General features: G+C 41.3%; 25 protein-coding genes and 1 other RNA gene. 20 read left to right on the top strand and 6 right to left on the bottom strand.

Features of this window, described 5'->3' with window-relative positions:
• Positions 1-147: 147 nt before the first annotated feature.
• From nrdF to nrdH, 3 genes are all read right to left on the bottom strand, one after another.
• Positions 148-1,167: a class 1b ribonucleoside-diphosphate reductase subunit beta gene (nrdF, locus tag PRK60_RS07325; RefSeq protein ID WP_102168633.1), complete on the bottom strand. Its 1,020-nt coding sequence runs from the start codon at positions 1,165-1,167 to the stop codon at positions 148-150.
• Positions 1,168-1,272: 105 nt separating this feature from the next.
• Positions 1,273-3,444, bottom strand: a complete 2,172-nt coding sequence (gene nrdE, locus PRK60_RS07320; RefSeq protein WP_273645878.1) for a class 1b ribonucleoside-diphosphate reductase subunit alpha — start codon at positions 3,442-3,444, stop codon at positions 1,273-1,275.
• Between the two features lie 143 nt (positions 3,445-3,587).
• Entirely contained in the window at positions 3,588-3,818 is a 231-nt protein-coding gene (nrdH, locus tag PRK60_RS07315; protein WP_003717545.1) for a glutaredoxin-like protein NrdH, read from the bottom strand.
• Between the two features lie 244 nt (positions 3,819-4,062).
• Between nrdH and tadA the strand changes: the two genes are divergently transcribed.
• The 19 genes from tadA (at position 4,063) to tsaD (ending at position 20,363) form a co-directional block, all read left to right on the top strand.
• Positions 4,063-4,584: a tRNA adenosine(34) deaminase TadA gene (tadA, locus tag PRK60_RS07310; protein ID WP_273645876.1), complete on the top strand. Its 522-nt coding sequence runs from the start codon at positions 4,063-4,065 to the stop codon at positions 4,582-4,584.
• Positions 4,585-4,606: 22 nt separating this feature from the next.
• An RNA gene (gene ffs, locus PRK60_RS07305) (signal recognition particle sRNA small type) lies at positions 4,607-4,704 on the top strand.
• A gap of 153 nt (positions 4,705-4,857) precedes the next feature.
• The gene (gene dnaX, locus PRK60_RS07300) at positions 4,858-6,684 is read left to right on the top strand and encodes a DNA polymerase III subunit gamma/tau (protein WP_102168636.1); all 1,827 of its coding nucleotides are present in this window, start codon (positions 4,858-4,860) and stop codon (positions 6,682-6,684) included.
• A 16-nt stretch (positions 6,685-6,700) separates the two neighbouring features.
• Positions 6,701-7,009 carry a YbaB/EbfC family nucleoid-associated protein gene (locus PRK60_RS07295; protein WP_003717548.1) on the top strand — a complete coding sequence of 103 codons (309 nt, stop codon included), beginning with the start codon at positions 6,701-6,703 and terminating at the stop codon, positions 7,007-7,009.
• 2 nt (positions 7,010-7,011) lie between these two features.
• A complete protein-coding gene (gene recR, locus PRK60_RS07290) occupies positions 7,012-7,611 on the top strand; it encodes a recombination mediator RecR (protein WP_003717549.1) in 600 nt (199 codons plus the stop codon).
• A 3-nt stretch (positions 7,612-7,614) separates the two neighbouring features.
• Positions 7,615-7,866, top strand: a complete 252-nt coding sequence (locus PRK60_RS07285) for a YaaL family protein (protein WP_102168637.1) — start codon at positions 7,615-7,617, stop codon at positions 7,864-7,866.
• Between the two features lie 11 nt (positions 7,867-7,877).
• The gene (gene tmk / locus PRK60_RS07280; RefSeq protein ID WP_102168638.1) at positions 7,878-8,519 is read left to right on the top strand and encodes a dTMP kinase; all 642 of its coding nucleotides are present in this window, start codon (positions 7,878-7,880) and stop codon (positions 8,517-8,519) included.
• A gap of 31 nt (positions 8,520-8,550) precedes the next feature.
• On the top strand, positions 8,551-8,874 hold the full coding sequence (locus tag PRK60_RS07275; protein ID WP_102168639.1) for a cyclic-di-AMP receptor: 324 nt from the start codon (positions 8,551-8,553) through the stop codon (positions 8,872-8,874).
• Positions 8,875-8,892: 18 nt separating this feature from the next.
• On the top strand, positions 8,893-9,897 hold the full coding sequence (gene holB / locus PRK60_RS07270) for a DNA polymerase III subunit delta' (RefSeq protein WP_102168640.1): 1,005 nt from the start codon (positions 8,893-8,895) through the stop codon (positions 9,895-9,897).
• Between the two features lie 13 nt (positions 9,898-9,910).
• Complete coding sequence (locus tag PRK60_RS07265) at positions 9,911-10,261, top strand: DNA replication initiation control protein YabA (RefSeq protein ID WP_273645875.1); 351 nt, start codon at positions 9,911-9,913, stop codon at positions 10,259-10,261.
• A 10-nt stretch (positions 10,262-10,271) separates the two neighbouring features.
• Positions 10,272-11,135, top strand: a complete 864-nt coding sequence (rsmI, locus tag PRK60_RS07260) for a 16S rRNA (cytidine(1402)-2'-O)-methyltransferase (RefSeq protein WP_102168642.1) — start codon at positions 10,272-10,274, stop codon at positions 11,133-11,135.
• Positions 11,136-11,143: 8 nt separating this feature from the next.
• Positions 11,144-11,899 (top strand): acyl-[acyl-carrier-protein] thioesterase, encoded by a 756-nt coding sequence (locus tag PRK60_RS07255; RefSeq protein ID WP_102168643.1) that lies wholly within the window; start codon positions 11,144-11,146, stop codon positions 11,897-11,899.
• 148 nt (positions 11,900-12,047) lie between these two features.
• Positions 12,048-13,565 carry an exopolyphosphatase gene (locus PRK60_RS07250; RefSeq protein ID WP_102168644.1) on the top strand — a complete coding sequence of 506 codons (1,518 nt, stop codon included), beginning with the start codon at positions 12,048-12,050 and terminating at the stop codon, positions 13,563-13,565.
• 1 nt (position 13,566) lies between these two features.
• Entirely contained in the window at positions 13,567-15,819 is a 2,253-nt protein-coding gene (locus PRK60_RS07245; RefSeq protein ID WP_273645874.1) for an RNA degradosome polyphosphate kinase, read from the top strand.
• Positions 15,812-16,777 (top strand): Ppx/GppA family phosphatase, encoded by a 966-nt coding sequence (locus PRK60_RS07240; protein ID WP_102168646.1) that lies wholly within the window; start codon positions 15,812-15,814, stop codon positions 16,775-16,777. Before PRK60_RS07245 ends, PRK60_RS07240 begins: the two co-directional genes overlap by 8 nt.
• Positions 16,778-16,912: 135 nt before the next feature.
• Complete coding sequence (gene galE / locus PRK60_RS07235; RefSeq protein ID WP_273645873.1) at positions 16,913-17,908, top strand: UDP-glucose 4-epimerase GalE; 996 nt, start codon at positions 16,913-16,915, stop codon at positions 17,906-17,908.
• Between the two features lie 159 nt (positions 17,909-18,067).
• On the top strand, positions 18,068-18,793 hold the full coding sequence (gene tsaB, locus PRK60_RS07230; protein WP_102168648.1) for a tRNA (adenosine(37)-N6)-threonylcarbamoyltransferase complex dimerization subunit type 1 TsaB: 726 nt from the start codon (positions 18,068-18,070) through the stop codon (positions 18,791-18,793).
• Complete coding sequence (gene rimI, locus PRK60_RS07225) at positions 18,777-19,316, top strand: ribosomal protein S18-alanine N-acetyltransferase (RefSeq protein ID WP_273645872.1); 540 nt, start codon at positions 18,777-18,779, stop codon at positions 19,314-19,316. The genes tsaB and rimI overlap by 17 nt, the downstream gene beginning before the upstream one ends.
• A gap of 21 nt (positions 19,317-19,337) precedes the next feature.
• A complete protein-coding gene (gene tsaD, locus PRK60_RS07220; RefSeq protein ID WP_102168650.1) occupies positions 19,338-20,363 on the top strand; it encodes a tRNA (adenosine(37)-N6)-threonylcarbamoyltransferase complex transferase subunit TsaD in 1,026 nt (341 codons plus the stop codon).
• A 70-nt stretch (positions 20,364-20,433) separates the two neighbouring features.
• On the opposite strand, the gene PRK60_RS07215 is transcribed toward tsaD, so the two are convergent.
• From PRK60_RS07215 to PRK60_RS07205, 3 genes are all read right to left on the bottom strand, one after another.
• Positions 20,434-21,675, bottom strand: a complete 1,242-nt coding sequence (locus PRK60_RS07215) for a glutamate-5-semialdehyde dehydrogenase (protein ID WP_273645871.1) — start codon at positions 21,673-21,675, stop codon at positions 20,434-20,436.
• 385 nt (positions 21,676-22,060) lie between these two features.
• The gene (proB, locus tag PRK60_RS07210) at positions 22,061-22,861 is read right to left on the bottom strand and encodes a glutamate 5-kinase (RefSeq protein WP_102168652.1); all 801 of its coding nucleotides are present in this window, start codon (positions 22,859-22,861) and stop codon (positions 22,061-22,063) included.
• Positions 22,862-23,084: 223 nt separating this feature from the next.
• Complete coding sequence (locus PRK60_RS07205) at positions 23,085-25,034, bottom strand: ABC-F family ATP-binding cassette domain-containing protein (RefSeq protein WP_273645870.1); 1,950 nt, start codon at positions 25,032-25,034, stop codon at positions 23,085-23,087.
• 263 nt (positions 25,035-25,297) lie between these two features.
• Between PRK60_RS07205 and PRK60_RS07200 the strand changes: the two genes are divergently transcribed.
• Positions 25,298-25,954, top strand: coding sequence for a redox-sensing transcriptional repressor Rex (locus PRK60_RS07200; RefSeq protein ID WP_102168654.1), 657 nt, complete (start codon positions 25,298-25,300; stop codon positions 25,952-25,954).
• Positions 25,955-26,031 lie beyond the last annotated feature (77 nt).

The following is a 26,031-nucleotide window of genomic DNA, read 5'->3' as shown; positions in this document are numbered from 1 at the left end:
TATTGATTGAAATGTAGTTCACAATCTTATAATAAAAATATTTAGTGCATATTTGATAGCTATGTTCTTAGCTGAACAGGCTAAACAAAAACTGCAAGATAATCTCAAATAGTGATTATCTTGCAGTTTTTATTAGGATATTTAATTTTACTCTTTATCGTTCTTATCTTTTGAAGCGTTTGGATCAGCAACGTTGTAATCGTCATCGTTCATCGCTTCAACAGCCCCTAAACGGTAGCCATTACCTACTTGACTAAAGAAGTCATGATTTGCAGTTGATGTGGAAATCCCGTTCATAACAACTGGATTAACATCTGAAGCGGTATCGGGGAAGAGTGGGTCTTGTCCGAGGTTCATCAGGGCCTTATTGGCATTGTAACGAATAAAGGTTAAGACGTCTTCGGTCCAGCCAACCTGATCATAAAGCAAGTGGGTGTACTTTTCTTCGTTATCATATAATTCGTAAAGGAAGTTATACATCCAATCCTTCATATCTTGTTGTTGCTTTTCTGTCCGGTCATGCATTCCCACTTGGAACTTGTAACCAATGTAAGTTCCGTGAACTGACTCGTCCCGTAAAATTAACTTAATAATTTCGGCAACGTTGTTCAACTTGTTATGTCCTAGATAATAAAGTGGGGTATAAAAACCAGAATAGAAGAGGAAAGTTTCAAGGAAAACGTTGGCAACCTTCTTCTTTAATGGATCTTCTTCTGGATTACGGTAAATATTAGCAATTTGAACCGCCTTGTTTTGCAAGAACTCTTCAGAATCTGACCAGTCAAAAATTTCGTTAATCTCTTCAGGGGTATTTAATGTTGAGAAAATTGTTGAGTAACTCTTAGCGTGAACAGATTCCATGAATTGGATATTATTTAAAACTGCTGTTTCGTGCTGTGTCTTAACGTCTTGCTTTAAGGCAGTTAAACCAGCTTCAGATTGAACAGTATCCAGAAGGGTTAATCCCCCGAAAACGTGACCAACAGTCCACTGATGATCGGTATCAAGCTCTCGCCAATCATCTAAGTCATTTGAAACAGGAATTCGCGTATCGAGCCAGAACTGTTCTGTCAGTTTCTCCCAAGTTGCTTTGTCGATCATATCGGAAACTTCATTCCAATTAATCGCTTTGTATTCTGTCAAAGGTTTATATTCTTCAAGCTTCATTTATTAGGCTCCTTATTCACAATCACCATTTTAAGACGTGAATTTTTAAAATTCATATATTTTTAAGTTTAGCAAGCATCGATCTGAAAATCAATTTAATCCCGCTTAGATAACACAGCTTTCACATTGGTTTGCACCAATTTCATCATTGTCGTCGGTAAATGTTCGGATGTAGTAAATTGACTTGATCCCTTTCTTGTAAGCATAGTGCCGCAGAATGTTGAGATCACGAGTGGTCATTTTATTTGTTCGACCATTTTTCCATTCATAGAGACCCTCTGGTATGGTTGAACGAACGAAGAGGGTGAGCGATAGAGATTGATCAACGTGCTGTTGAGCAGCTGCATAAGTATCAATTACTGTCCGCATATCCATATCATATGCAGAACGGTAATATGGCATTGTGTCATTGGAAAGGTATGGAGCAGGATAGTAAATCTTCCCAATCATCTTCTCTTGACGTTCTTCAATCCGATTAATAATTGGTGTCAAGCTTGCAGTTGAATCGTTAATGTATGAAGTGGAACCATTTGGCGCAACCGCTAACCGGTATTCATTGTATAATCCATCAGCCATAACGTCATCCTTTAGCTTCTTCCAGTCGTCAATTGTTGGAATATGGATGTTTGCAAAAAGCTTCTTAACAAGGTCAGACTTAGGACCCCAATCCTTACTTACGTATTTGTCAAAGTATGAACCATCAGCGTACTTGCTCTTTTCAAAATTATGGAACGTTTCGTGGCGTTCCTTTGCAATTTCATTTGATGCAACTAATGACCAGTAATTAAGCAACATGAAGTAAACACTGGTGAATTCAACAGCAACTGGGCTTCCGTATTGAATATGATTCTTTGCTAAGTAGCCATGAAGGCCCATTGCTCCAAGCCCAATTGAGTGGCTAAGCTCGTTCCCCTTTTTGATTGAAGGAACCACATCGAGGCTTTCAACGTCACTGATCCGAGTTAGACCACGAACGATTGCGCGAATTGAACGACCAAAATCTGGGGTATTCATCATGTTAGCAATATTAGTAGAACCTAAATTGCAGCTAATATCAGTACCAAGCGTTTCGTAACTTTGATCATCGGCAACAACAGATGGGGTCTGAACCTGAGCGATTTCAGAACAGAGGTTACTCATCACGATTTTACCGTCAATTGGATTGTCACGGTTAACGGTGTCAATGTTGATAATGTAAGGATAGCCAGATTCTTGTTGAAGCTTACTGATTTCATCTTCGAGGTCACGGGCATTCACTTTCTTTTTGTGGATCTCATCGTTAGCAACCATATTATCGTATTCTTCAGTAATATCAACGTAGGAGAATGGCTTACCGTATACCCGTTCTACATCGTAAGGGCTAAAAAGGTACATATCTTCGTCTTTTTCAACCAATTCATAGAACTTATCAGGAACGGTGATTCCAAGTGAGAGAGTCTTTAGCCGAATTTTTTCGTCAGCATTTTCCTTCTTGGCACCTAGGAATTCAATAATATCCGGGTGGAAGACGCTAAGGTAAACAACTCCGGCACCTTGACGCTGTCCCAGCTGGTTAGAATAGGAAAAACTATCTTCTAACAATTTCATTACCGGGACAACCCCGCTAGCAGCATGTTCGATTTTCTTGATTGGGGCCCCAGCTTCACGGAGGTTGCTTAAATTAATTCCCACACCGCCACCAATCTTAGAAAGCTGGAGTGCGGAATTGATTGTCCGACCAATTGTGTTCATGTTATCTGTTGGCTGAATGGCAAAGCATGAAACGAACTCTCCCCGCCGTTTCCGACCAACGTTTAAGAAGGTTGGGGTAGCTGGCTGGTAGCGCTGGTGAATAATTTCATCAGCCAAGATCATTGCTAAATCTTCATCCCCGTTTGCTAGGTAAAGGGCGTTCATTGCAACCCGGTCGATATAGTTCTCGAGATAATATTCCTTGTCGTTAGTTCGCAAGGCATATTGAGCATAGAACTTGTAAGCGGCCATAAATGAATGAAAATGAAAATCTTGTTGCTTCAAGTAGTCGTATAACTTTTCAATAAAAGCATCACTATACTTGTCCATAAAACCGTCTTCAATATAGTCATTGTCTTCTAACCACTTATAGCGAGCGGTTACCGAAGCAAATTGCTTGGTATTAGGCTTTACATTATTCTCAATAAAGTCTTTGAGGGCAGCTTGATCCTTGTCTAATTGGATCTTGCCATCCTTGGGAATATTAACTTCATTATTAAGGTCATAGTACTTAACTTGTGTTAAATCAATATCAGACAGTGCCATGTTTTTTCTCACTTTCTATTATTCATTAAAAATAGCGAATAAAAAAAGTGGCTGCGATAAAAAATACTTTCTATCACTAACCACTCTAAAATCATCAAATTTCGGTATAGGTTGATGAATTTTGAATAGTCCTTGCGATTAGATTAAATAGCTTGAGTTAATTTATTTAATTCGTCAGGACGGAAACCAGAAAAGGCATTACCATTTGGCAATTTAACGACTGGAGTTGCCATGAAGCCTTCTGACTTTAAACTGTTAATGAATTCTGGTTGTTCATCAATATTATGTTCAACGAAATTAATGTTGTGGGCTTTTAAAAATTTCTTCGTCATTTTGCATTGGATGCAGTTATTTTTGGAAAACACAGTAACCATTTTGATCCCCTCACTCGTCTTATTTGATGTTTTCTAGTATAGCGATCTTATGTAAAAAATCAATGAAAAAGTGCTATATATTGTGTGACTTTAAATGGTGAAACACAATATATAGCACATGAGGTGGGCAATTATGTATGTGAAACTTTTTGATTTATTTCTTGATAAATGATAGATTGATCAACAAATTAATATTATACACTGAAAAGAGAAATTTAACATGAATTAAAGGAGAATTTTTACGATGAGGGAAAGAGTAACAGTTCCCCGAGAAGAACAAGCAAAGTTTATGCGAGCGGCCATTACTGAAGCAAAAAAAGCAGCGTTGTTAAACGAGGTTCCCATTGGTGCGGTAGTGACCTATCAAGGTAAGATTATAGGTCGTGGTCATAACATGCGGGAAAAATTTCAGGACGTGACTTATCATGCAGAAATGCTAGCAATTATGGAAGCTTGTTCCTACCTTCATAGTTGGCGTCTTGAAGATTGTGACCTATATGTTACTCTTGAGCCGTGCATGATGTGTAGCGGAGCAATTGTAAATGCGCGAATCAGAAATGTTTTTTACGGGGCGACTGATCCTAAAGCAGGAACGGTCGATAGTTTGTATCATTTGCTTGGTGATGAGCGATTGAATCATCAGGTTTATGTGACCGCTGGTGTTCTTGGTGAACAGTGTAGTCAAATGTTAAAGGATTTTTTTCGGACAGTGAGAAAAAAACGCAAACTTGCCCGAAAAAAGAAAAAGACTAGTAATTCTAAATAAAATGTTGTATGATGATATTTGCCGTAAGGCCTTAGAGCAAGGGTATGCTTACGAACCGTGTCAGGTCCGGAAGGAAGCAGCACTAAGTTTGATGTATCTTGTGCTCTAAGTTTTTTAAGAAATTAACCGTGAGGCTGGGATTCTATTTCCTGGCCTCTTTAATTTTATAATTGAAAATTTTATTTGTCTTAAATTCAGTTCAAATGATTTTTCTTTTGATAAAAGCTAGTATAATATTAAGCAGCATTAAAATTACGGAAAGGAAGCTGATTAATGAGTTACCAGGCATTATATCGTGTATGGCGTCCACAACGGTTTGACGATATGGTTGGTCAACAAGTTGTTACCCGGACACTCAAAAACGCCATTATTACTCACCAAATTAGTCATGCCTACCTCTTCGCTGGGCCACGGGGGACTGGGAAGACTTCTGCGGCTAAGATTTTCGCCAAGGCTGTTAATTGTCATCATTCTCAAGATGGTGAGCCATGTAATGAGTGTGATACTTGTAAAGCAATTACTAACGGCCAATTAAATGATGTTATTGAAATTGATGCTGCATCGAATAACGGTGTGGAGGAGATTCGTGATATTCGTGATAAGGCGAAGTATGCACCAACGCAAGCGGACTATAAAGTTTACATTATTGATGAAGTTCACATGCTTTCAACAGGGGCGTTTAATGCTTTGCTTAAGACGTTGGAAGAACCACCTGCCAATGTAATCTTTATTTTGGCAACAACTGAGCCGCATAAGATCCCGCTTACAATTATTTCTCGGGTTCAGCGGTTTGATTTCCGTCGTATTTCAGCTACTGATTCATTTGAACGCATGAAGTACATTTTGGATCAGAAAAAGGTGGAGTATGATGAAAAGGCATTATGGGTAATCGCAAATGCTGCAGAAGGTGGGATGCGGGATGCATTAAGTATTCTGGATCAAGTTCTTTCCTTTAGCGATAATCAGGTTAAGCTTGATGACGCCCTTTTAGTAACGGGGAGTGTTACTAAACAACTTTTAAAGAAGTATTTCTTGGAGGTTTGCCAAAACCAAAGTGCTTCTGCGTTAGAGACAATGAAGCAAATCCTTGGTGAGGGGAAAGATGGTCAGCGATTTATTGAAGATTTAATCTCATTTATTCGAGATGTCCTTTTGTATCAAGAATCGCCTGATTTGATAAAGGTTGAGAGCACGGGGTTAAAAGATGAGGACTTTACGGAACTAAGTAAAGCAGCTTCGTCAACAACGTTATACCGAATGATTGATGATCTAAATAATATTCAGATGGAAATGAGATTTACGACCCATCCGGATGTCTATTTAGAGGTTTTAACCGTTAAGTTATCCCAGCCGGAAGCAGATCAGCCTGTTGCTAGCGTGTCAAAGCCAACCCAAGCTAATCAAGAGGCAAATCAAGCGGAAGTTAATAAACTTCAAGCGCAGATTCAAGCCCTGCAGCAAACTGTTAAAGAGCTTCAGCAACAAGAAGCCCCAACTGTTAAGCCGGTTGCTAAAAGTTCTTCTAAAGCAGTTAAAGGGCAGCCACGTGTTAAATCACGAAGTAATCGGGTCAATTTGCACCAGATTTATCCGGTTCTTGGGGCTGCTACGCGTCAGGATCTTGCTAAAATGAAGGAACTCTGGGGAGATATGCTTAATATGCTTAGCGTCCCTCAGCGCTCTCTCCTACACGTTTCTCAACCTGTGGCTGCCAGCCCGGATGGGATTATCGTGGCATTTGACTATGCATTCCTTTTTCAGCAGGCAACTGATGATCAAGCTTTAATTCAAGCGATGGAAGATGGACTGCAACGCCTGAGTGGTGATCAGCGAAGAGTTGTGTTTGTCCCTAAGGATCAGTGGCCGCAAATACGGAAAGAGTATATTCAAAGTCATGGCTTAGGAAAAGGGGCTTCTCGTTCTACTGGTGATAACCCGCAACTCACGACAGCAAGTGCTGAAGCGCCAGCAGAGGAGCCGGTTTCAACTGCGCCGGCAGCGGTTCAAGAACCACAACCAAAGGCAGACGAGCAAAAAGATTTGGTTACGACTGCCCAAGAGCTGTTCGGTAGTGATATTGTTAAGGTAGAAAATAATTAAAGGGGAATGATAAATTATGATGAACGGTATGAACATGCAACAAATGGTAAAACAAGCTAAAGAAATGCAAAAGAAAATGATGGCTGAACACGAAGAACTTGCTAAGCAACAATTCGTTGGCCAAGCACCAGATGGCATGGTAACCGCAACCTTTACTGGCGATAATAAGTTAGTTAATCTGGAAATTAAGCCAGAAGCTGTTGATCCAGATGATATTGATATGCTTTCAGATCTTGTGCTGGCAGCCGTTAATGATGGAATGAAGAAGGTCAACGATGCTACCCAAAGTACCTTGGGTAAGTACACTCGTGGCTTGGGGATGTAAGAGTGCAGTATCCTGAACCGCTAGCAAAGCTAATTGAAAGCTACACAAAACTACCGGGTATCGGTCAAAAGACGGCTACCCGGCTAGCTTTTTATACACTGACGATGCAAGGTGATGACGTTACAAACTTTGCTAAATCATTATTATCAGCTAAGCGTGATCTCCATAGTTGTAGTATTTGTGGCAACATTACGGAAGACGATCCTTGCCCAATTTGCCAAGATAAGACTCGTGATCGTTCACAAATTCTTGTGGTTGAGCAATCACAGGATGTTATGGCAATGGAACGAATGCATGAGTACCATGGCTTGTACCACGTCTTAAATGGTGTAATCTCACCCGTTGCAGGGACTGGCCCGGAAGATATTAATATTACTAGCCTATTAGATCGTCTGAAAAAGGACGATGAGATAAAAGAAGTGATTATTGCAACTAACGCTTCGTCGGATGGCGAGTTAACTGCTAGTTACCTTGCAAAATTAATTAAACCTGCCGGAATCAAAGTTACGCGGTTAGCCCATGGACTTTCTGTCGGGGCTGATATCGACTATGCGGATGAAGTAACCCTGTTTAAGGCTGTTCAAGGACGAACGGAGATGTAACAAATGCTTTTTCATCATCGGAATCAAGAAGAGGTAAAGCAAGAGCGTGACCAGCGACTACTGAATTTAATTTATGAAACAAAGGCAAGTTGGGATCACGCAAAGGAAACAGAGCGGGCCGTTTACGAGGCAAATGCAAGTACGGAACTTCATTATCGAAGTCGCTTGCAAGAACAAAAATATTTGTACCTTTACCGAATTGCACGCAAATTTAAAGTACATGGTGAACTAAACCAGAGCGTAATCGATCGTTAGGAAGAGGATTAATGGTAGGAAAATTTATTTCATTTGAAGGACCAGATGGTGCTGGGAAAACAAGTGTAATTGCCGCAATTCAAACTGAGTTAGAGCAACAGCTTGGTAAAGAACGGGTAATGTATACGCGTGAACCTGGAGGCAACCATATTTCTGAGCAAATTCGCCGAGTTTTATTTGACGAGCATAACACTGATATGGATGGCCGGACGGAGGCGCTATTATTCGCGGCTGCCCGTCGTCAGCACATCGTTTCAGAGATTTTGCCAGCCTTAAAGGCAGGTAAAGTAATTCTTTGTGATCGTTATGTCGATAGTTCAATTGCTTATCAGGGAGCTGGCCGCCACCTTGGTGAGCAGAAAATTTGGCAAATTAACCAGTACGCAATTGACGGGCTGCTGCCTGATTTAACTATTTATTTGGATGTTGAGTCAAAGTTGGGGTTGCAGCGAATTGCTAAACACCGAGCTGACCAAGTTAACCGGTTAGACGAAGAACAGTTAAGTTTCCATAAAACTGTTCGTGAAGCATTTCTTCGTCTTCAACGAGAAAATCCAGAAAGAATTAAGTTGATTGATGCTAGTCAGTCACTGCCTAAAGTAATTAGCGATGTTAAACAAACGATTCACGCAAAGTTTAACGATTTATTTTAAGTTAGTGGCATTTAAAGAAAGGTGATTTATTATGAAAATGATAATTGCGATTGTTCAATCCAAGGACAGTAATCGGCTTCGGAAGGCATTTGCCAACAACCATATCCAGATGACTCAACTTTCTACAACCGGTGGCTTTCTTCGTGAAGGAAACGCAACGTTTTTGATTGGAATTGAAGATGAGCGCGTTCAAGACGTTCTTGATATTATTAAGAAGAACGCTAAATCTCGTGAACAATATGTTACGTCGCAAATGCACATGGATGTTGAAGGTGGTTCTGCCTTTCCGGTTAATGTTCAAATTGGCGGAGCAACTGTCTTTGTAATGCCAGTAGAACAGTTCCATAAGTTTTAGTTGAGTAGGTGAAAAGAAGTGGCTGACCAATTGCAGGCAGAGCGTTTGCAGCCTTTAATTGTTAAGCAATTGCAAACGGTAATAAAAAATCATGAATTAGCGCATGCGTACCTCTTTGTTGGTCCAACCGGCTCAGGAAAAAGTCAATTGGCCATGTGGTTAGCGCTACGCCTTTTCTGTCTTCATTTACAAAATGGTGAGCCTGATCTTACCTGTCCTGAATGTCAGCGAATTTTAAGCGGCAACCATCCTGATGTGGTCGTTGCTAAACCAGAAGGACGGCAAATTAAGGTTGATGAGATCCGTCACTTAAAGGATGAATTTACCAAAAGTGCTGTTGAGGGCAATAAAAAGCTCTTTGTTATTCATGATGCCGAAAAGATGACGAATAATGCTGCCAATAGCTTGTTAAAATTTATTGAAGAACCGAGCCCAGGAATTTACATTTTGATGTTAACCACTAATAAGAGTGCCGTGTTACCAACAATTCGTTCACGGACACAAGTGATTGAGTTGCGTCCTTTAGCGCGGGCTGAACTTGAAAAAGCATTAGCTAAGCAAGAAATTCCACGAACAGAACGAAGCGTTGCTATTGGGTTAACCGACTCTGTAAGCGAGATTCTGGAATGGCGAAAAGATGACTGGTTAAAGCAGGCGATTGCAGCAATCTCGCTGTGGTATCGGCACATCAGTAATGCAAACATGCTAGGCTTCGTTGATGTTCAAACAGAGATCGTTAAGCTAGCAACTGATCGCCAAAAGCAGCAGTTGATTCTCGATCTCATGGCATTGATTTGGCGAGATACGTTATTGATTGCCAACGGAATGACTGCTGAAGAGGATCTGCACTTTTTACAGGATCAAGAACTCCTAACTACAACTGCTCAACAATATTCTGTACAGACATTGTTGGAAATTAGTCAGGAAACATTGGCTAGTCGACATCTTTTGGATCAAAACATGGCATTTCAGAACGTTACGGAACAGTTAACCATCAAAATTGCCCAAGCACTTTCGGCATAGGAGGATAATCACAATGAGTGAACATAGTAATCCAAGTAATATTTATGATCGCTTCGCTCAGGTAACTAAGCAAACGCATGACCTAGTTGCTAATATGGAACAGCTCCAGGCCCAGGTGACAGAATTAATGGAAACTAATGCTGAACTTTCAATTGAAAATGACCATTTACGAACGATGTTAAAGAAGATGCATCAGCCAAAGCATGATGATCATCTTTCCGGTTCACGGGAAAATTTAAAAAAGTTGTACCAGCAAGGCTTTCATGTTTGCAGTGAATACTTTGGAAAGCGGCTTGAACAGAATGAATCGTGTACTTTTTGTTTAGATACGATTTTCGGTCATGATCAGCCAACAATTAAGTAGGGAGAGGAAAATGCAACAGGTTAGTAGCTTTCAAAATCAGAATTCGGGAACGTTATACCTTGTACCAACACCGATCGGCAACTTAGACGATATGACATTTCGAGCAGTTAAAGTGCTAACGGAAGCAGACCTGATTGCAGCTGAGGATACGCGGCATACTCAACAATTATTAAATCACTTTGATATTCACACGCCTGAGATTAGTTTCCACGAACATAATACGGAACAACGAATTCCAGAATTAATTGGTAAATTAAAAGCCGGAATTACGATTGCTCAATGTAGTGATGCGGGGATGCCATCAATTTCTGATCCCGGAAAAGAATTAGTTGCGGCAGCAGTAAAAGAGGGAATCCCGGTTGTTCCATTACCCGGTGCTAACGCTGGTTTGACAGCATTAATTGCCTCTGGTCTCGTTCCCCAGCCGTTTTACTTTTATGGTTTTCTTGAACGGAAGCACCAGCAACAAGTTCAGGAATTAGAACAATTGCGGAATCGTTCAGAGACCATGATCTTCTATGAAGCACCTCATCGCTTGAAAAAAACTCTTAAAGTGATGGCTGAAGTTTTTGGTGACGATCGGCAGGCAGTTTTAGCTCGTGAATTGACTAAACGGTATGAGGAGTTTAGTCGGGGAAGTTTAGCTGAGATAATTGCTTTTTATGATGAACACCAGCCACGAGGGGAATACGTTGTGTTAGTTGCGGGAAATTCTCATCCTGATGAAGAAGAGGAAGAAGAAACTGGTACCCCGGTTGAACAAATTGATCAGGCAATCAGTGAGGGATTGTCTACTAATGAGGCGATTAAACTAGTTGCTAAGAAAAATAAGCTAAACCGTCAGGAACTCTATAAGCAGTACCATAATATTTAGGAGTAAAAATGGAATTAAAACAATCAGCACAAGAATATGAAATTCCGCATCAACTAACTTATTATGAGTGTGATGAATTAGATCACCCTACTTTGAGTATGGTAATGAGTATGCTCTCTGTTGTTGCAGATGAACAAAGCAACAAACTAGGATTAAATCGGGAAGTCGTTCAATCGACAGGTGGTTCGTGGGTCTTTGTGAATTTTGAAGGGGAGCTTGATCTTCAATCTTTGAGAAGTGGTGACACTGTTATTCTGGGGACACGAGCAACAGGGTATAACCGTTTTTTTGCTACCCGTGAGTTTTGGGTTCGTGATAAGGATGGTCAAAAAGAATATGCCCATGTAAAAGCGTTACTAGTATTTATGAATTTAACTAGTCGAAAGATGGAGCAGATTCCTGAAAAGGTAATTGCAGCTTACCAGGCACCACAAGTTAAACGGGTGCCACGCGGGCAGCGACCTAAGCAAATCCCAGAAGACGCAACCTTATCAGGGAAACAATACCATGTTCGCTACTTTGACTTAGATGCTAATCACCATGTCAATAATGCTCGTTACTTTGATTGGCTCTTGGATCCGCTTGGTGAAGAATTTTTAACGACTCATCAGTTAAAGTCCTTTTCAATTCAATATCAGCAAGAAGTTCGTGCCGACCACGACATTACTAGTGAGTTCATGATGGTAGATTCGCATACTAGTCTTCACCAGATTAAAAATAACGGTACCCTTTGTACGAGGGCTGAGTTTAGCTGGTTGAGTTAAAAAATTATCGAATTGAAGATGTTCAAAAACTACTGTACTAAAAAGGGTTCAGAAAAGACATTTTGTTTTTTTCTGAACCCTTTTTAGCACTCTCTTTTTGTTCATTAATGGTAGACTTAAAGTGGAAAAACATTGAGGGGTGATTAGAATGAAAAATTCGTTGACGGCAGTAATTTATTTACAACCGGACCAGATTTTCTTACGGATTATTGAGCTCCCAAGCCTTAAGGTAATTAATGACGTCCGTTCAGGGTTATTTGATATCGGTGAAGATGATAAAACCGCTAATTATCGAAAAAATATGGCGGCAATTACCGATAATATAGAAGGATTTAAGGAACTGATCAGTGATTATCAAGTTGATAATATTAGGTTCTACGGTGCTTATGAAGATATGGATAGCGTTACTGCTAGTTATGTTGCGGACCAGCTAAAGGTTCGTACTGGGCTGAAGATTGAGTGGCTGAATAATAATCAGTTAATGGCCCAGTCAATGAGTTATATTGTTGATCAGTTACCAGAATTTAAGAGGCTAAGTAAACACTGTTTGTATATTTTGAGTATTGGTTTAGATAGCTCAACATTGGCATTTTTCCACCATGGCAACTTTGAAACTTCATGGGAAATTGATCTTGGTGGTGCTCAAATCCATCGCTTAGTTAACCAGCTACGACAAACAACGACCAATCCGACAGAAATTATTCAGGATTATATCGGTAGTAAGCTTGGTTACTTAGCACCTGAGCTAACACAACAGCAGAAGACAACGATGATTGTCCAGAATGCACCTTCGTTGGCAAAACGTTATGTAGAGAAACACCAAAAAATTGGCGAAATTGACCGGAAAAAGTTTCGGGAAACGTTTAATCACCTACTGATTCCTCAAGATCGGTATATGTACAACAATGATATTGATCTAGCGGAGGCGCAAGATGAATATATTTTACCGAACTATTTGGTAATTGCTCGAATGTCAGAATTGATTAACCCGTCAAGCCTTTACGTTACTAACCTTTCAATTATGGATGGGATTGCAAACGGGATTGCAACAGATAATGACGTTTCTCAAGCTACCGTAAATAATATGATTCGGACATCTGCTGATAATATTGCTAAACGGTACGGAATTGATTTTGCTCATGCAGACTTTGTGAAGAAATATGCGCTTCAATTTTTTGACGAATTACGGCCAATTCATCGGTTAAGTAATCATTATCGGTTGTTGTTGGAAGTGGCAACTAAAGTTGATGATATTGGGAATTTTATAAATCAGCAAGGTCACTATCGCCATTCGGCATATATTTTGGAGGCTAACCCGATGATTGGGCTTTCAGATGAAGACAACCTGATTATTGCCGAGGTTGCCCGTTATCACAGTACGGAAAGTCCAACTATCAACCAGTCACACTATCGTCACCTGGATGAAGATATTCAAATGCCGGTTGCTAAATTAGCAGCAATCTTAAGGTTAGTTGATTCCTTAGATGATTCACGGCAGCAGAAGATTAGTCGAATTCAGTTGAAACTGAAAAATGGCCGCTTAATTATCAAAGCGACTAGCTCAGATGATCTAGTGCTAGAAAGCTGGTCATTTAGCCAGAAGTCGCAACTATTTGGTGATGTCTTTGGTATTAAACCGGTGTTGAAGGAAAAAGAGGGGCGGTAAAATGTACAAGGAATTTTATAAACCACAAAATTACGTTAACCGGGAACTTAGTTGGATCGATTTTAATGGTCGGGTTCTTCAAGAAGCAACAGATACTAGTAACCCGCTTCTTGAACGGGCAAACTTCTTGGGAATTACCCAAAGTAATGTCGATGAATTCTTTATGGTACGGGTTGCGTCACTTCATAAATTGGCAGCTGCTAATGTAACAACGACGGATGCATCAGGAATGACACCTGAGGAACAGTTGACGGCTGTTAATAAAAAAGAACATGAGATGGTAAAGGAACGTTATGAAGTCTATAACAAGCAAATTATTCCTGACCTAAAACAACACCATATTAAGATTATGCAGTTAGCTGATTTAGATGATCGGCAAAAGGAATTTATTCGGCGGTACTTTAGCGATGAACTAATGCCAGTATTAACACCGATGGCTGACGATACATCACGACCATTCCCGTTTATTGCTAACAATTCACTTAACATTGCCATTCAATTACGGCGGGATCCAAAGCAAAAGAAAGCCGTTCAGGAACAAGAAATCCTTGAAGGCGATCAGGAAGTTAAGAGTCGCCAGCTTGAACCTCACGATGATAGTCGAGAATCGGATATTAAGTTTGCGACTGTTCGTGTTCCGTCTATTTATAAGCGACTTGTTCGTTTGCCGGGAGAGAATAACTTTATTTTAATTGATGAAGTGATTAAACGATTCCTTGGTCAGCTATTTCCTGGTTATCAAATTTTAGCTTCAGCAACTTACCGAGTAATGCGGGATATGGACTTAGATGTGGCAGAAGAAGATACTTCTGACCTGTTACGAGCCGTTAAGCATCAGTTACGTGAACGGGAACATGGTGAGGTAATGCGGCTTGAGGTAGAAAATTCAATTGATGAGTGGCTAGAGGATCAGTTGATTGACAACCTGCACGTGAATGAGCGTTCAATTTACCGGGTAAATGGTCCAGTAGATTTAACCTTCTTGAAGAAGCTTTTGGGGATGGTTGATGGGCATGACGATCTCCGTTTCCCACCATTCCACGCTTACCAAAATCCTGCTTTAGACATGGAACACAATATTTTTGCTGCTATCCGGAAGCATGACTATTTAATGCAGCACCCGTATGATAGTTTCCAATCGGTAGTTAACTTTATTCACCAGGCTGCCCTTGATCCAGAGGTTCTTGCGATCAAGATGACCCTTTACCGGGTATCTGGGAATTCACCGATTATTAAGTATTTAGGGATGGCTGCCCAACGAGGAAAACAAGTAACTGTTCTGGTAGAAGTTAAGGCCCGGTTTGATGAACAAAACAACGTTCGGTGGGCTCAACGACTAGAGCAAATGGGCTGTCACGTAATTTACGGACTTGTCGGTCTTAAAACACACTGTAAGGTTGCCCTGGTTATTCGGCGGGATGAAGATGGCCTTCGTCGTTACATGCACCTTGGGACCGGAAACTATAATGATGTGACTGCTCATTTCTACACTGACATGGGGCTTCTTACCTGTGATCAGGAAATTGGGATGGATATGACAAACCTCTTTAACATGTTATCTGGATTTGCTCGACCACCATACTTCAATAAGATTCGGGTTTCGCCAAACGGGATTCGGAACTTTATTAACCAGAAGATTGATCAGCAGATTAAAATTGCTGAGAGTGGCAATCCAACCTTAATTCGAATGAAGATGAATTCACTTTCGGATAAACAAATTATTGCTCACTTGTATGAAGCAGCATCTAAGGGAGTTAAGATTCAGCTGATTATTCGGGGAATTACCTGTTTGCGGAATGATTTACCGGAACTGCACGGGAATATTGAGGTTCACTCAATTGTTGGTCGGTTCCTTGAACACTCCCGGATTTACTACTTTGAAGGTAACGGTAATGAAGAAATTTACCTTTCAAGTGCTGATATGATGACCCGAAACCTTAATCGGCGGGTTGAGGAACTTTATCCGGTAGAACAAGCAGATACAAAGGCCAAGGCAATTTCAATTCTTGACGATATGTGGAAGGATAACGTCAAAGCCCGGATCCTTGTTGGCGATCACTATGAACGAATTGATAATCATGGTGAAGAGCCATTTAATGCCCAAGAATTCTTTGTTCAACGGGCAAATGTTGAAAGCAAGCAAACGAAACGTCAGGAAAAATCGAAACGTCATTTTTCAAATGTCTTTGAAACGTTAAGTCGCCACGTTCCAAGTCTCCACCTTGATTCACGAAAGGGTGAACATCATGAGTAAGGATTCTCAATACTTAGCAATCATCGATCTTGGTTCTAACTCAGTCCGCTTAAAGATTGATCAGATTAACCTTGATGGTTCGTACCAGACAAAGCAGTACGAGAAACGATATGTTCGTCTTTCGTCAGAGATGGGACCAGAAAAGATTTTAAAACCGGAACCAATTAAACGAACGCTAAGAGCTCTTACCGAATTTCGCCAGATTTGTGATCAGTATAAGCATCTGAAAATCCTTGCTGTGGCGACAGCAGCGGTTCGTCAGGCACAGAATCAAAGTGATTTTTTACAGCAAGTGCAGAAAAAAACTGGCTTTGTAATTCACGTGATTTCTGGTGAACAAGAAGCTTACCTTGATTATATCGGGGTTAGTCATACTCTAGCTCTTAAGAATGGTGCCATTTTAGATACTGGTGGTGCTAGTATGGAGATTATCCTGGTTAATGATGGTCAGGCTGAGGAAGTAGTAAGTATCCCGCTCGGTTCAGTTTTACTTTCACAACGGTATGAACTTGGCGATCAAATTAGTGCTGCTAACTTGTTTAACGCAATTGTAAAGGTAGATCAGGTCCTAAGTAAGGAATTATGGTTAAATCGAATTCGCCATGGTGAACTAGTTGCACTAGGCGGTTGCAACCGAGCATTAGCGAAGATCTTTCGTTGGCAACAAGCAGTTAATTCAAGCCGGGTTGCACCAGTCCATGGGTTAACAATGAGTCCTGATGAGGCATTCGCAATTATGCAGCAACTATTAAGAAGCTCGCGAAGTGAACGGGCTGGAATTCGTGGTGTTAATAAAGAACGGGCTGATGTTATTGTTGGGGGTTTATTACCATTAATGAGTATTGTCCGCCAGCAGCAAATTCAACAAATTCAATTTAGTGATAGTGGTCTTCGCGAAGGATTACTATTTCGGTACCTTGAGCATGAAACTAGTTTAGAAAACTTAATCACTCTGTAATCGGTTACATTATTTACTAAAATTTTACTTAATTTTACTAAACGACCAATTATAAAAGTGCTACAATCGTATTTGAACAAGGAATTAGTAGACAGTCTGGTATTAGCAGATGTTGTCGGATAAGGAGGAAACAACATGGCAATTTTAGTTGCTGGTGGTGCCGGTTATATCGGTTCGCACATGGTTAAGGATTTAGTAGAACATGGTCAAGAAGTTGTCGTTGCCGATAATCTTTCTACAGGTCACCGTGACGCAATTAACCCTAAAGCTAAGTTTTACGAAGGGGATATTCGCGACCGGAAGTTTTTGGACAAGATCTTTGATAATGAAAACATTGAAGCGGTCGTTCACTTCGCTGCCTTTTCAATTGTCCCTGAATCAATGAGCAAGCCATTGAAGTACTTTGATAACAACACCGGTGGAATGATTACCTTGCTTGAAGCAATGCGTGACCACAATATTAAGTACATTGTCTTTAGCTCTACCGCTGCTACCTATGGCGTTCCAGAGCATATACCAATTAAGGAAACGGATCCACAAAATCCAATTAACCCGTACGGCTTGAGTAAGCTGATGATGGAAAAGATGATGCACTGGGCTGACAAGGCTTACGGGATTAAGTTTGTTGCCCTTCGTTACTTCAACGTTGCTGGTGCTGCACCAGACGGCACTATTGGTGAAGATCACGGTCCCGAAACTCACTTAGTTCCAATTATCTTGCAAGTTGCTCAAGGTAAGCGTGACGAATTGAGTATCTTTGGGGATGACTACAACACACCAGATGGGACTAATGTTCGTGACTATGTTCATGTTATGGACTTGGCTGATGCTCACATCCTAGCAATTAAGTACCTTGAAGCTGGTAATGAAAGTAATGCCTTTAACCTTGGTTCCTCAACCGGATTCTCTAATAAGCAAATGCTTGAAGCAGCTCGGGAAGTTACTGGCGAACCAATTCCCGCAAAGATCGGTCCACGGCGTCCAGGAGACCCTGATTCATTAGTTGCCGCTAGTGACAAGGCCCGGAACGTTCTTGGCTGGGATCCAAAGTACGATGATGTTCATGATATTATCGCAACTGCATGGAAGTGGCATTCAACCCACCCAAAGGGCTATGATGACCGCGACTAATTAGTAAAACCTAGAATGTACTCATAATAATAAACCTTTAAAAAGTAACGTTTAGCAGGGGGAGTTTAGCTGACCGCTACTTTTTATTTTGGCGTAAAATTAATGCAAAAAGTGGTTGGTGTGATAAGATGTTAGATGATTGAAAGGATGATCGAAGAAATGAAAGTACTTGCCATTGATACGTCAAACCATCCAATGAGTGTTGCGGTAGTTGAGGATGATCAGCTTTTGGCAACTGAAACATTGAACATGGTGCGTAACCATAGTATTTATTTGATGCCAGCAATTGATAAGCTATTTAAACTTGTTAAGTGGCAACCAGAAGACGTTGACAGGATCGTTGTTGCTCAGGGACCGGGATCGTATACCGGTATTCGGATTGCAGTTTCAACCGCTAAGGTACTCGCTGACACATTGAAGAAGGAGTTAGTCGGTATCTCGAGCCTTGAAGTATTAGCACGGAATGTTGTTCCAACGACTAAAGAAGTAATTGTGCCATTTTTTGATGCCCGGCGCGGAAATGTTTTTGCAGGTGCATACCAGTGGCAAGATGGAAAATTGATTAATCGGATTCCCGATCAACATCTAGCAATGAAGGACCTCCTGCAGCAGCTTGATCAATTACAGCAGCCAATTTTGTTAGTTGGGCACTTAACTGAACGGATTGAGAAGACAATGGGAGAAATGCCAGCTAACATCCAGTTAGCTCCACGACCATTTGCCATTCCTTCAACTTACCAGTTAGCACTTGTTGGAGAAAATGCTCAGCCAGTTGCAGATATTGATTCGCTGATTCCGCATTATCTACGGATTACAGAGGCTGAGGCTAATTGGCAAAAACTTCATCCGGGTGAGACTAGGCAAAATTATGTTCGCGAAGTTTAAAAACTGGCTTAAACATCATCGGGAAGCAGGTCAATTAACATTTGATCAACAAACGAAGCTAATCAATGGGCGTCAGTTTACCATTCGCCGTGCAAGGTTCACTGATATCCCTTCAATTATTAGAATTGAAGAATTGATTTACGGGACGGCTCCCTGGAGCGCCAATGCTTTTCAAATTGAACTAGAACGGGATCACGATCGTTTATATCTTGTAACGGTCTATGATGGACAGGTTGTTGGCTATGCTGGTTGTTCATTTAACTGGTATAAACATGAAAGTCACATTACTAATATTGGTGTAAGTCCGGCTTATCAAGATCAAGGAATCGGTGCTAATTTGATTCAAACCTTAAAAGCTTATGCTGGCAACCATAGTTATCCGCGAATGACATTAGAAGTCCGGATTCATAACCTAAGGGCACGAAAACTGTATGAACAACTTGGGTTTCATCAAACCAGCATAAAATCGCACTACTATATTGATAACCGTGAAGACGCGGTTGAGATGGAAGTAAAATTGTAATAGAGGGGAAAATACTTAGTTATGGCAGATAGAACGTTAATTTTGGCATTTGAAACGAGCTGTGACGAAACAAGTGTCGCGGTTGTTGAAAATGGCACCAAGATTTTGTCAAATATTGTTGCAACCCAGATTGATAGTCACCAACGATTTGGCGGTGTTGTTCCGGAAGTGGCTAGTCGGCACCACATTGAATGGATTACCCGGTGCACTGACCAGGCACTAGCAGAAGCTAATGTTTCATATAACGATATAAAAGCTGTCGCGGTTACTTATGGTCCGGGACTTGTCGGCTCATTATTAATCGGGGTTACTGCAGCCAAGGCAATTGCGTGGGCACATAATTTACCACTAGTGCCGGTAAACCATATGACTGGTCACTTATATGCTGCTCGGTATGTCGGCGAGTTTAAATATCCACAAATGGCATTGCTTGTTTCAGGCGGTCATACAGAATTAGTCTACATGAAAGCTGAACATGAATTTGAAATCATTGGTGAAACGCGTGATGATGCTGCTGGAGAGGCTTATGATAAAATTGGTCGGGTTCTTGGGGTTAATTATCCTGCTGGAAAAACGATCGATGAATGGGCGGCTAAGGGGGAAGATACTTTCCACTTCCCACGAGCAATGGAAAAAGAGGCAAACTATGACTTTAGTTTTAGCGGCTTAAAGAGTGCCTTTATTAATACAGTTCATAATGCTGATCAGCGGGGTGAAAAACTAAATAAGTATGATTTGGCGGCCAGCTTCCAACAAAGTGTTGTTGACGTGTTAGCAGAAAAAACGATGCGGGCACTTGACCGCTATCCGGTAAAGCAACTGATCTTGGCTGGTGGGGTTGCTGCTAATCATGGTCTTCGTTCCCGATTAGATCATGACATGCATAAGTATCATCCAGACGTAACGATGCTTCAGGCACCACTGAAACTATGTGGTGATAATGCAGCAATGATCGGTGCCGCTGGATACATGTGCTATCAACATGGTGATCGTGCTGGAATGGATTTGAATGCAGAGCCAGGATTAATGTATGGACGAATGAAGTAAGATAAGTGTGCAAAAAATAAAATGTGAGCTCCAGTGTTCGGAAAAGCCGAACTCTAAAGCTCACATTTTGTTATTTTCGAACTTGTCCATTACCGGTAATTTCATACTTAATCGTTGTTAGTTGGTGTAGTCCCATTGGTCCACGGGCATGAAGCTTTTGGGTGCTAATACCAATTTCAGCACCGAAGCCAAACATTCCGCCATCCGTAAACCGGGTAGAAGCGTTAACGTAAACACACGCAGAGTCAATTTGCTCCTGGAATTTTCGTCCTCGTTCTAAGTTGTTAGTGATAATTGTTTCGGAGTGATGGGTACTATGGTCATTAATGTGAGTGATTGCAGCATCAAGACTGTCAACAACTTTAACCGCCATAATGAGATCATTGTACTCAGTGTCCCAGTCTTCTGCAGTTGCTGGGATAATCTCGGGAACAATTTCCCGTGCCGTTTCATCACCACGAAGTTGAACACCATGATCGATTAAAGCATGGGTAATAGTTGGTAAGTATTGCTTAGCGATGTCTTTATGAATTAGTAGCTTTTCAGCAGCGTTGCAGACGGATGGGCGTTGAACCTTGGCGTTAACCGCAATTGCAGTTGCCATTTCAAGATCGGCATCACGATCGACGTAAACGTGACAGTTACCGGCTCCTGTTTCAATTACGGGAACGGTTGCGGTTTTAACAACTCGTTGAATAAGGCCACGACCGCCTCGGGGGATGAGAACATCAATATACTGAGTTAAATTCATCATTTCCCAAGCACTTTGATGGCTTGGATCAGCGATCATTTGAATAGCATCGGCTGGAAGTCCGGATTGGGTAAGAGCCTCGCGAAGAACCTTGGCAATTGCGAGATTAGTTTGTAATGCTTCCTTACCGCCACGGAGAATTACCGCATTACCACTCTTAAAAGTAAGACCAGCAGCATCGGCAGTAACGTTTGGTCGGGCTTCAAAAATAATCCCAATGACGCCCAACGGAACTCGCCGTTGAATAATTTGTAATCCGTCAGCACTAATCCATCCTCGGTCAATTTGCGCGGTCGGATCGGAAAGCTGGGCGATAGAGCGAAGGCCATTTGCCATGTCAGTGATTCGCTGTTCGTTGAGCATTAAGCGGTCAAGAAACTTCTTTGGCATTTCATTAGCATTAGCCAAGTCTTGTTTATTTGCTGTAAGAATAGTAGCTTGGTTGGCAATTAAAGCATTAGCCATTGCAATGAGACCCTTATTTTTAGATGCAGTATCAAGGATTGCTAATTGTCGTGCAGCTATTTGCGCTTGTTTACCGATTTGATTAAGTGATGTCATGAGATAGTCCTCCTTGGTTGAATTTTGAGTTTTCTCCTATTGTTATATAGTCTCTGCTCGCTAGGAATTTGCTAGAGATAGTGTTCTAGGCGACCGAGTCGAAACGTGCTTCGTCCGAGTTTCCTAGAGCTAGCAACCTCCTTCCTAGGCACGAGACGCCTTCGTCAGGAGAAATTGCTAGCTTTCCGGAAACTCTTTGGGGCGAAGGCACTCTATTTTTAAATGCGTTCAGCCTAGGCTCCCTCAAGATAACGTTCTAGGCGACTGAGTCGAAACGTGTTCGCCGTGACCGCAATCTCCGTCTAACTATCCCGTCCTTGATTGTAAGACAATCATCGTCCGGGATTCCTTAGTACTCGATTGCTAATTCGTCACGACTCACACTCTATTTTCCGAACCTCGTTCCTACTTCTTCGTTACCGTCGAGGATTTGGAAGATAATTTTGGGATCACGGCCGTTGCAAAGGACCATATGTTGGTTAGCCTGCATAATAGTGGCAGCGGCCCGGAGCTTAGTGACCATCCCGCCAGTTCCGAATTGGGTACTACTACCACTTGCGGCTTGTTCTAATTCTGGAGTCATTTCGCTAACGTGACGAATGGGGTGTGCATCGGTAAATTTATGCGGATCACGATCGTAGAAAGCGTCAATATCAGAAAGAACGATTAGCAGATCGGCCTTAATTTTAGTGGCAACCTGAGCAGAGAGTTCATCGTTATCACTGAAAGTGGTGTGGTGATCCAGCTCATCAACCGAAACTGGGTCGTTTTCATTGATAATTGGGACGACTGCATCACTAAGAAGAGTCTCAATTGTATTTAGAATATGCTGACGGCTAACCGGATAATCAAGAACATCGCGGGTTAATAAAATTTGGCCGACCTTAGTCTGGTAGTCCAAGAAGCGTTGGGAATAGATCCGCATTAATTCGGTTTGCCCAATTGCGGCCAAGGCCTGTTGCTGGGCAATTTCAGCTGGTCGTTTTGTTAAGCCAAGGCTAGCAAGACCAACACCAATCGCACCAGAAGAAACTAGAACCATTTCGTACCCCTGATGATTTAAAGTTGCGAGAGTATACGCAAGACGGTCAATCGTTCGTAAATTAACCTGACCATTGGGGTAGATTAAACTACTTGTCCCGACTTTAACGACAATGCGTTGATGCTGCTTTCCCATATTAACCATCCCTTCTAAACAAAAAGCATGCCTAAGTCGAGGCACCAGTTACGGCGTTACCATCCTCGTTCAAAGACATGCTTTACTCTTTTTCAAAAATATTATTTACGTGTTGGATTAGTAATGATTAGGATTCGGAATTATGCAAGTGGCTCTCAGCCGGTGACCACCATTCTCTGGAACTTCCTACTTGGATCATTTGATTGCAGTTTACTTTCTTCTTGGTGAAAAGTCAACTATTTTCTTGATCGAACTTCTCTAATTCCTCAGCTGCACTAGTCCACTCCAATTCGACTTCTTCAGACTGCTCGTTTAACTTATTTAGTTGTTTTTGAAGGTCCGTCAATTTACCAATATCCGTAGCAATTTCAGGTTGGCTCATCTGCTCTTGAAGTGCTTGTTCCTGTTCCTCAAGGGAAGCCATCTGGTTTTCTAACTTGTCAACCTGTCGCTGGAGCTTTCGCCGGGCACGCTGGGTTTCCTTACTTTGCTGGTAAGACTGTTGAGCGCTGGATTTCTTGGGCTTAGCTGTAGAGCTGTCTTGTTGTTCTTGCCCTGCGGTTGAAGCTAATTCCTTATTGACGGCTTCAAGGTAGTCATCATAGTCACCTTCATAATGCTTAATTCCGGTAGCGCTCATGTCAAGAACATCCGTAGCAACCTGGTTAATAAAGTACCGGTCGTGGGAAATAAATAGGACCGTTCCAGGAAACTCGTTAATTGCGTTCTCAAGGACTTCACGACTATCAATATCTAAGTGGTTTGTTGGTTCATCAAGAATTAAGAAGTTAATTGGTTTAAAAGAAAGTTTGGTTAATTCTAAACGAGCCTTCTCGCCACCAGAAAGATCATGGACAAGTTTATAAACATCATCACCAACGAAGAGAAAACTACCAAGGAGAGAGCGAATATCCTTTTCGGGAATGTTTGGATGATCGTCCCAAACTTCATTTAAAACTGATTTTTCGGGATGAAGTTGTTGCTGTTCCTGATCATAGTAACCGATTTGAAGGTTAGCACCTAACTTAATCGATCCGCTAATTAGCGGGATCCGATCCAAAATTGACTTTAGCAGGGTTGATTTACCAATTCCGTTGGGCCCAATAATTCCAACTCGTTGGGGCTTACGAACGGAGAAAGATAATGGCCCGGCAAGCTTCTGATCATTATAACCAACTACCGCGTGATCAACGTCAAGAACTTCATTACCGCTATCCTTATCACTGTGAAAGTGGAAGTGGATTGACCGATCGTCAGTCTCGGGACGATCCAGCCGCTCCATTTTTTCTAGTTGTTTCCGGCGCGCTTGAGCACGTTTTGTGGTTGATGCACGGACAATGTTACGGTTGACAAAGTCTTCAAGTTTCGCAATCTTCTTTTGTTGCTGTTCATAGTGCTTCCATTCAGCAGTAAGCCATTCCTGCTTGTGTTGCATAAATTGGGTGTAATTGCCGGTATAATGCCGCAATGTATGGTTATCGAGATCATAAATATCGGAAACAACTCGGTCAAGGAAGTAGCGGTCGTGAGAAACAACAAGGAGAGCGCCCTGATAGCTTTTTAAATAATCTTCTAGCCATGCAAGGACGTTCATATCTAAGTGGTTTGTTGGTTCATCCAGGATCAAAAGGTCAGGAGACTGCAAAAGAATTTTAGCAAGGGCGAGCTTCGTTTTTTGTCCGCCAGATAGGGAGTTGATCGCGGTTTGGTAGTCAGCTTCTCCAAACCCAAAGACTTTTAAGATTCCCCGCATTCGCGATTCGTACTCAAAACCGCCTCGTTTCTTGAATTCAGCTTGAAGTTGGGAATATTTCTCCGTTGTTAGTTGAAATTCTTTAGTTGCTGGATCAAGTGAAGCTAACTGATCTTCTAACTGGTGAATTTGCTTTTCCATTTTATGGAGGGGAGCAAATACTAGATCAAGTTCAGCCCAGATACTATTTTGGCTGTCTAACCCTTGATCCTGAGCCAGGTAACCGATAGTTAAATCCTTGCTCTTAGAGATTGTTCCTTCATCGGGGCTTGTGATTCCGGCAATCATTTTTAAGAGGGTCGTTTTTCCAGCACCATTGCGACCAACAAGGGCAGTTCGCCCATGTCCTTGAATTTGGAGATTGATGTCATGAAAGAGGACATCCGCGCCAAAACGACGCATTACATTATTGGCTTGCAAAAGAATCATTTTGTTTACCTCGTTCTTCAAAAGATGTACCTTTCCATTATACGCTGGTTGACCTTGATTTCACAAAAATTAACCTGTAAATTACGTTAACGATTAAGCAAATGGAAAATTTTTTGAAAATAATTTTGTTTGAGTGTTCACAATGGGAGAGTTTGTTGCTAGAATAATAAGAGAATTGGATTTCACAAACTAGCAAAATTGAGTAAAGATTTAAAGCTCACTAATGTTGAATAATATAAAAATCGTAGGAGGAATAACAAAGAATGGTTACCAAGAAAATTCCTAAGGCAACGGCCAAACGGTTACCAATTTATTACCGTTACCTTAGTGTACTATTAAGTGCAAACAAACGACGGGTTTCATCGACGGAGCTTTCAGAAGCGGTCCAGGTTGATTCCGCAACCATTCGCCGTGACTTTTCTTATTTTGGTGAATTAGGAAAGCGGGGCTATGGTTATGATGTTGAGAGCCTGCTGAACTTTTTCAAGGGGATCCTAAATCAGGATACCCTTACTAACGTGGCCCTTGTTGGTGTCGGCTCGTTAGGAAGCGCGCTCCTTAATTATAATTTCCATCAAGATACTAACTTACGGATTAGCGCAGCGTTCGATACTAAGCCGGAATTAGCAAATACCGTAAAGAGCGGGATCCCGATTTATCCAGCAAGCGAGATGCAAAAGCAAATTAAGGAACAGCAGATCGATGCCGTGATCTTAACCGTTCCAAGTTCAACTTCTCAAAAGGTTGCTGATCAATTAGTTAGCGTTGGGGTAAAGGGAATTTTGAACTTTACGCCAGTTCGTCTCTCGGTTCCCAAGAATGTTCAAGTGCAAAATATTGACTTAACTAATGAACTTCAAACGTTAATTTACTTCATCAAGAATTATGCTGAAAATAATCATGATGAGAAAACAAACTAAATTATAGAATCGTCGGTAGTTACGTTAACTGTAATTACCGGCGATTTTTTAGTTAGCATCGCTGAAGAGCATATTGG

It is taken from the genome of Limosilactobacillus portuensis (assembly GCF_028607025.1).
Lineage (GTDB): Bacteria > Bacillota > Bacilli > Lactobacillales > Lactobacillaceae > Limosilactobacillus > Limosilactobacillus portuensis.
This window is presented reverse-complemented; position numbering and strand designations above follow the sequence as displayed.